Below are 6594 nucleotides of genomic sequence, written 5' to 3'. Positions count from 1 at the left end.
TGGCGGAGGGGTTCCACACGTACCCATCCCGAACACGACCGTTAAGCCCTCTAGCGCCGATGGTACTTGGACCGCAGGGTCCTGGGAGAGTAGGATGCCGCCAAGCGAATTCCCTTTGGGGTATTTTTTTTGCCCCCCTCGTAAGGAAAAGGGAAATATATTGGGGCCCTTAGCTCAGTTGGTTAGAGCGCACCTCTGATAAGGGTGAGGCCGGTGGTTCGAGTCCACCAGGGCCCACCATATAAGTTTATTATTTAAGTACACGGGGTCCCCGGAAAGTAATCGGAATCAACCTCGAAGCATTACTTCACTTTTTGGGGTGAAACATGGGGCCATAGCTCAGCTGGGAGAGCGCCTGCCTTGCAAGCAGGAGGTCAGCGGTTCGATCCCGCTTGGCTCCACCATTCCCTGATAGCTCAGTTGGTAGAGCACTCGACTGTTAATCGAGTTGTCACAGGTTCGAGCCCTGTTCGGGGAGCCATTTAGGAGAGGTGTCCGAGTTGGTCGAAGGAGCACGATTGGAAATCGTGTAGGCGCCAAAAGCGTCTCGAGGGTTCGAATCCCTCTCTCTCCGCCAGATAAAATTTTGTTACTGTGGCCCGTTGGTCAAGGGGTTAAGACACCTCCCTTTCACGGAGGTAACAGGGGTTCGAATCCCCTACGGGTCATATATATGGAGGCTTAGCTCAGCTGGGAGAGCATCTGCCTTACAAGCAGAGGGTCGGGGGTTCGATCCCCTCAGCCTCCACCATATAGTTTTTTGAATAACGACGCGGGGTGGAGCAGCCCGGTAGCTCGTCGGGCTCATAACCCGAAGGCCGCAGGTTCAAATCCTGCCCCCGCAATTATACTTTCTTTCAAGAAAGTGATCTGGAACCGTGGTGTAGTTGGCCTAACATGCCTGCCTGTCACGCAGGAGATCGCGGGTTCGAATCCCGTCGGTTCCGCCATTTTTACTCAAACTCAAGTATCACATTTTACACCGTGCCGGTGTAGCTCAACTGGTAGAGCAACTGACTTGTAATCAGTAGGTTGGGGGTTCAAGTCCTCTCGCCGGCACCATTTATTGCATTTACCTCTGAATTTATAATAGAATGTATATTATAGTTTCAGATGGGAATACTGAGATACTCTCAGCGAATGTAAGGGATAGCTTATGGCGATCGTGGCGAAGTGGTTAACGCACCGGTTTGTGGATCCGGCATTCGGGGGTTCAATTCCCCTCGATCGCCCCATGTTTTCTTAATGGGGATTAGCCAAGCGGTAAGGCAACGGACTTTGACTCCGTCATGCATAGGTTCAAATCCTATATCCCCAGCCATTTTATTTTGAGTCATTAGCTCAGTTGGTAGAGCACCTGACTTTTAATCAGGGTGTCGAAGGTTCGAGCCCTTCATGACTCACCATTATATTTTGCGGTCGTGGCGGAATTGGCAGACGCGCACGGTTCAGGTCCGTGTGGGCTAACCCCCGTGGAGGTTCGAGTCCTCTCGACCGCACCATATATTTTGCGGACGTGGCTCAGCGGTAGAGCATCGCCTTGCCAAGGCGAGGGTCGCGGGTTCGATTCCCGTCGTCCGCTCCAATATTTGCGCCCTTAGCTCAGCTGGATAGAGCGTTTGACTACGAATCAAAAGGCCGGGAGTTCGAATCTCTCAGGGCGCGCCATTATTTTCATAAGTATCGGGATGTAGCTCAGCTTGGTAGAGCACCTGGTTTGGGACCAGGGGGTCGCATGTTCAAATCGTGTCATCCCGATTTTTATATGCGGGTGTAGTTCAATGGTAGAACTTTAGCCTTCCAAGCTAATAGCGTGGGTTCGATTCCCATCACCCGCTTCATGGCAACATCAAAAAGAGCTCTTGCTTATTGCAAGGGCTCTTTTTGATATAGTAATCTTAAATAAGAAAATAGTGGGAGGACCTATGAAAAATAAAATAGAAGCGCCAAAGATTCCCCTGGAGCTCGATGACTTATCGTTAACTTTAGAAGCATGGGAGAGTAAAGAAGAAATCAAACATGGGCGATTCACCAATATCTCTATTGAGAATCAGAGCGCCAGCAGGGTTTCATTTGATAAAGTGGTCTTTGAGAATGTGATCTTCAGCCAGTCCTCTCTACCGGAAGTCGAGCTTACTGATGTAATTTTTGATAAATGTGATTTGTCCAATATGGACTTTAATGGTTCTTTCCTCCACCGGACAGAATTTAGAAATTGTAAATTGCTTGGTACCAATTTTGCGAATAGCAGGCTCCAAAATGTAAGCTTTCAGGGCTGTGTAGCTGACCTTTCTTTATTTCGATTCTCCAAGTTTAAACAGGTCAAGTACACGGAATGTTCTCTGGTGAGTGGTGATTTCTTTCAAGCTACACCCCAAAAATTGGAGTTCTCTGAATGCAATATAGACCAAGCTCTTTTGTCTGGTGTTAAGCTTAAGGGAGTGGACCTTAGTGACTGTAGCTTTGAAAGGTTACATGTAGATATTGAGGATCTGGACGGATGCATCATCTCAGATGCTCAGGCCGCTTCTTTTGTTGGATTATTAGGCTTAATTGTGAAGTAGGTTTGATTATGCGAGTGATCTTTGTTTAAATGAAGAGATCAATGAATGTACAATTTCATGCTTTCACTGATAAAAAGGAGGCGCATTATGAAAAGGGCTCTGGTTATTGGAGGAAATGGAACATTAGGCAAGGCTGTAGTTGCGAAGCTTCAGGAATATTCCGTTGAGGTCATTACAGCCGGCAGGCAATCCGGGGATTACCAGGTGGATATGACGTCGACAGAGAGTATTACCTCCCTCTTTGAAACGGTGACTAATATAGATTATGTCATTGTTGCAGCAGGCCAGACCCATTATGCGAAGTTGGAGGAGCTGACCCCTGAGAACAACATGATTAGTGTGCAGGGGAAATTACTCGGTCAAGTGAACATCGTCTTGATTGGGCAGCACTACATCAACGATAAGGGAAGTTTTACGCTGGTCAGTGGCATTATACAGGACCATCCCATTCTGAAAGGCGCATCCAGTGCTATGGTCAACGGTGCAATTGATTCGTTTGCCAAAGCAGCAGCGTATGAGTTGCCCCGAGGTATACGTCTGAATTCGGTTAGTCCTAACCTGTTTGTTGAATCGGCAGAGAAATATAAGGGTGTGTTTATCGGATTTAATCCGGTGCCTGTGGAGCGGGTCGCCAATACGTTTATCCAGAGTGCACTTGGGATCGAAACAGCCCAGACCTTTAAAATATACTAACTGTAAGGAATAGTGAATATAAAGGAGATCAGCAGAGTGTTCCTGCTGATCTCCTTTTGTTTTGGATGAAATGGAACTGAAGCTTTGCAGTAATAGGCAGATAAACCAAGCATATCATTGTATGTCTAAAAGATACGGTAAGGGTAAGGGCCATGATCCGTTCCGTTTCATTAAGAACTTAGACTTGCCTAGACTGCAACAACCAATTAGTATCTTTCCAAGATCAGCTGAGTTTTCAGGCCATCCGCAGGAATAAGCCAGTTTTTGTTCTCTAAAACCTGCATCAGTTGGGTACGCAGTCCGGAAACGGCTGTAGAATCTGCTGTTTTGAACGAGATCTCAACGATGTTCTCTACACCTGTGCCTGCTGCGTTACGAATCGGCCATACTTCAAGGGTGAGTTCCTGTCCATTCCATGTGCCCTCATAGCGTTGGAACGTTACCGGGCCGTAGGCACGGGATGCCGTTAGTTGTTGTTTACCCCAGTTGGAGGAGGACCAGTTTTTTAATTTGCCAGGCAGCTTGTCCAATAACATGCTCAAAGCTTCTTGCTGTGATGGAAGTTGTACGCCTGTAGCTTTGGTATCCACCTTTTTAGTGTTGGAGAAGCTCAATGTTTGCTTGCCATATCCCCAGTCAACTTCAGCCTCGTAGTTATCATCTGACGCATCAAATCCCTCTTGGTTAGCAAGAGTCAACGCCGCATTAACATCACCATTGATAACAGGATAGCGCTTTTTATAAGTCAGTTCATAATTGTTCTTATCATCTTTCTTCCGAAAACGGACATTCCATCCCTGTTGATCTAGATTGAGCGCGTTGGTGTCGAAATACTCTGCACTAATGTTTCTTGCTGTGGAGCTCAGGCCAAGTGTCTGAATGACTTCACTGCGTGGTGTCCCATCCGTGTTCAATACCAACTCCGGCTTAGCCAGGAACTTCACTTCATAAGCAGGAACGGCGTTGGCTGCTGCTGAGGCCTGTGGTGCTTCCAGAAACGTCAGTCCACTTCCCAATGTCACGATGCTCAGCATGAATGAGGCGGTTACCTTTTTCCATTTTTTCAAAACCAATCACTCCCTAGGCTGGATTAACGTACAGACCCACTTTATCGTCCGAGTATATGAAAGCGATTAAATGGAAGGGCTCGTTGCGTTAACCCTGCATAGATTTGATGAATGCCAAGCGATAGTTTATATGGGATAGCGGGATCATGAATTAAAAAGAGAGAGGCTGTGGCTCATGTCCCGCAGTACTTCCTTGAAGCGGTTGACCTGGACTGAAGGATGACGATCCTTGTTGTGGACGGTGTAAATATGGCGCGGAGCCTGCTCCCCTGGAATGGGGAAGACCTTGATCAGTCCATGCTGCTCTTCCCACTTTACTGCCATTCGTGACATAAATGAGATATGACCGCCGAGTAGTACCAACTGCTTGATAGCTTCCAGAGAGTCCATCTCAACGGTGCTCCGTAGACGAATATCATGTTGCTCCAGCCATTGGTTGGTTAAACGACGAGTGCTGGATTCATTCCCATGCAGTGCAAAAGGGACCTGTGCCATATGCTCGGGTCTCAACACATCCCTCTGAGCCAAGGCATGCTGTGGAGAGCAGATTAATACCAGATCGTCTTCACACAGTGTTTCTGCTTGAAGTACCGGACCCACAAAAGGCTCTGAGGAGATCACACCGAGATCAATCTGGTGACGGATCAACATTTCGCGGATAACGGGTGAAGGTTTGACCGATAACATAATTCGAATACCGGGGAATTCCTGAGAAAATGTATTCAAAATAGGTGGCAGTAAATACGTTGCTGGTACATAGCTCGCTCCAATGTGCAGGGTGCCCCGATAGAGGCTGTCATATTCCTGTACTACCCGGCGCGCCTCCTGGGTCAGGGCATTGATTTTGACGGAATAATGTAAAAGGGCTTGTCCAGCCTCGGTGAGAAATGTCTTTCCACTACGCGATTCGAATAATCTCACCCCCATCTCTTCCTCCAAAGACTTCATATGAAAGGTAACGGTAGGCTGCTTGATGCCGAGAAGTTCGGCCACGCTGGTCATATGATGATGCTTATCAATGAGTTCAACAACTTGCAGTTTAATCAGGTTCAACGAACTCAACACTCCTCTCAGGTAACTTTGAATCACCTTATATAGATTTAATCTATAAACATCAACAGAATTCATCTAAAAAGTTAATTCCAATTTTACATTTCTAACATACAACTCGCGAAAGAGGACGTTAGACTGAGAACAGTACAAGAAGACAGGCAGGGATGCTTATGAAAATGGAAATTAGGGGAATTCAAAAATCATTCAATCGCACTCCCGCGCTGCTGCCCACGGATTTAACACTTCAGCATGGACAGTTCACGACGCTGCTCGGCCCATCCGGCTGTGGCAAAACGACGTTGCTGCGCATGCTGGCGGGGCTGGAGCAACCGGATGCGGGAGAAATCGTTGCGGATGGCAAGAGTTTCTACTCGGCGACGAAGCGAATAGATGTACCGACACATAAGCGTAATCTGGGCATGGTGTTTCAGGATTTTGCATTATGGCCGCATATGACAGTCTACGAAAATGTGGCGTTCGGCCTGAAGGCCGGAAAGCAGAAAGCTGATCTGCGTCAGAAGGTGACCGAAGCACTTGGCATGGTTCGCCTGCAAGGCATGGAGGATCGTTATCCTCATCAGCTGTCGGGAGGACAGCAGCAACGGGTTGCTTTTGCCAGAGCGGTAGCGGTAAGACCGGGGATTATCCTGTTCGATGAGCCACTAAGTGCACTGGATGCTGTGCTGCGGGAAGAGATGCGAATTGAGATGATGTCATTGGTACGGGACATGGGACTGACCGCGCTGTACGTCACCCATGATCAGGTTGAGGCGATGTCGATGTCGGATGAGATTGTGGTGATGGAGAAGGGGCGGATATTGCAAAAGGGAACCCCGGAAACGATATACGCATCACCAAGCGATCCTTTTGTTGCTTCGTTTATCGGAAAGTCCAACTGGCTTACGCCTAATCAGTCCATGGTGAGACCGGAACATGTCTCCTGGAGCAAAACAGGTCATGACGATCTGTGTTATCAGGCGGTGGTGCTCAGCGTTAGTTATGTAGGAGAACGTTATGAAATTCGGGTACAAATGGAGGGGCTGGGTGTATGGACAGCCTATCTGGATCGAAGAGTACGCGTAGGGGAGAGGGTTCAGCTCTATGTAGCCGCGGAGCGGATCTGCCGAATGAACGGACAAGACACTCCGAATGTGAAGCCTAGAGAGTTCATCGCAGCAGCCAACTGACATGATGAGCATAGAGACCTTGGAAACATA

Annotated in this window: 5 protein-coding genes, 17 tRNA genes and 1 rRNA gene; 21 read left to right on the top strand and 2 right to left on the bottom strand. The window is 47.9% G+C overall.

The window, feature by feature from the left end; translation table 11 throughout:
- The 20 genes from rrf to ACFVQB_RS32125 all read left to right on the top strand — a co-directional run.
- Window positions 1-106, top strand: a 5S ribosomal RNA gene (gene rrf, locus ACFVQB_RS32220); the annotation flags it as partial.
- 57 nt (window positions 107-163) lie between these two features.
- Window positions 164-240, top strand: a tRNA-Ile gene (locus ACFVQB_RS32215).
- Between the two features lie 88 nt (window positions 241-328).
- A tRNA-Ala gene (locus ACFVQB_RS32210) sits at window positions 329-404 on the top strand.
- A 1-nt stretch (window position 405) separates the two neighbouring features.
- Window positions 406-481, top strand: a tRNA-Asn gene (locus ACFVQB_RS32205).
- 4 nt (window positions 482-485) lie between these two features.
- Window positions 486-577 (top strand) — tRNA-Ser (locus ACFVQB_RS32200).
- Between the two features lie 19 nt (window positions 578-596).
- Window positions 597-668 (top strand) — tRNA-Glu (locus tag ACFVQB_RS32195).
- 7 nt (window positions 669-675) lie between these two features.
- Window positions 676-751 (top strand) — tRNA-Val (locus ACFVQB_RS32190).
- Window positions 752-771: 20 nt separating this feature from the next.
- Window positions 772-845: transfer RNA gene (locus ACFVQB_RS32185), tRNA-Met, on the top strand.
- A gap of 27 nt (window positions 846-872) precedes the next feature.
- Window positions 873-950: transfer RNA gene (locus ACFVQB_RS32180), tRNA-Asp, on the top strand.
- A gap of 36 nt (window positions 951-986) precedes the next feature.
- Window positions 987-1062: transfer RNA gene (locus ACFVQB_RS32175), tRNA-Thr, on the top strand.
- A 97-nt stretch (window positions 1063-1159) separates the two neighbouring features.
- Window positions 1160-1235, top strand: a tRNA-His gene (locus ACFVQB_RS32170).
- Window positions 1236-1246: 11 nt separating this feature from the next.
- Window positions 1247-1321, top strand: a tRNA-Gln gene (locus tag ACFVQB_RS32165).
- A gap of 9 nt (window positions 1322-1330) precedes the next feature.
- Window positions 1331-1406 (top strand) — tRNA-Lys (locus ACFVQB_RS32160).
- Window positions 1407-1415: 9 nt separating this feature from the next.
- Window positions 1416-1502 (top strand) — tRNA-Leu (locus tag ACFVQB_RS32155).
- Window positions 1503-1510: 8 nt separating this feature from the next.
- Window positions 1511-1585, top strand: a tRNA-Gly gene (locus tag ACFVQB_RS32150).
- 6 nt (window positions 1586-1591) lie between these two features.
- Window positions 1592-1668: transfer RNA gene (locus tag ACFVQB_RS32145), tRNA-Arg, on the top strand.
- A 16-nt stretch (window positions 1669-1684) separates the two neighbouring features.
- A tRNA-Pro gene (locus ACFVQB_RS32140) sits at window positions 1685-1758 on the top strand.
- A gap of 9 nt (window positions 1759-1767) precedes the next feature.
- A tRNA-Gly gene (locus tag ACFVQB_RS32135) sits at window positions 1768-1838 on the top strand.
- An 87-nt stretch (window positions 1839-1925) separates the two neighbouring features.
- A complete protein-coding gene (locus ACFVQB_RS32130) occupies window positions 1926-2564 on the top strand; it encodes a pentapeptide repeat-containing protein (RefSeq protein ID WP_379449017.1) in 639 nt (212 codons plus the stop codon).
- Between the two features lie 87 nt (window positions 2565-2651).
- A complete protein-coding gene (locus ACFVQB_RS32125; RefSeq protein WP_053780037.1) occupies window positions 2652-3257 on the top strand; it encodes a short chain dehydrogenase in 606 nt (201 codons plus the stop codon).
- Window positions 3258-3463: 206 nt separating this feature from the next.
- Here ACFVQB_RS32125 and ACFVQB_RS32120 read toward each other — a convergent pair whose 3' ends face one another.
- Both ACFVQB_RS32120 and ACFVQB_RS32115 read right to left on the bottom strand, forming a co-directional pair.
- Complete coding sequence (locus ACFVQB_RS32120; protein WP_379449013.1) at window positions 3464-4324, bottom strand: CYTH domain-containing protein; 861 nt, start codon at window positions 4322-4324, stop codon at window positions 3464-3466.
- Window positions 4325-4468: 144 nt separating this feature from the next.
- Window positions 4469-5377, bottom strand: coding sequence for a LysR family transcriptional regulator (locus ACFVQB_RS32115; protein ID WP_379449011.1), 909 nt, complete (start codon window positions 5375-5377; stop codon window positions 4469-4471).
- A gap of 170 nt (window positions 5378-5547) precedes the next feature.
- On the opposite strand from ACFVQB_RS32115, the gene ACFVQB_RS32110 reads away from it, so the two are divergent.
- On the top strand, window positions 5548-6564 hold the full coding sequence (locus ACFVQB_RS32110; protein ID WP_379449007.1) for an ABC transporter ATP-binding protein: 1017 nt from the start codon (window positions 5548-5550) through the stop codon (window positions 6562-6564).
- Window positions 6565-6594: the final 30 nt, after the last annotated feature.

The organism is Paenibacillus sp. NPDC057886, assembly GCF_042796655.1.
Taxonomy (GTDB): Bacteria; Bacillota; Bacilli; order Paenibacillales; family Paenibacillaceae; genus Paenibacillus.
This window is presented reverse-complemented; position numbering and strand designations above follow the sequence as displayed.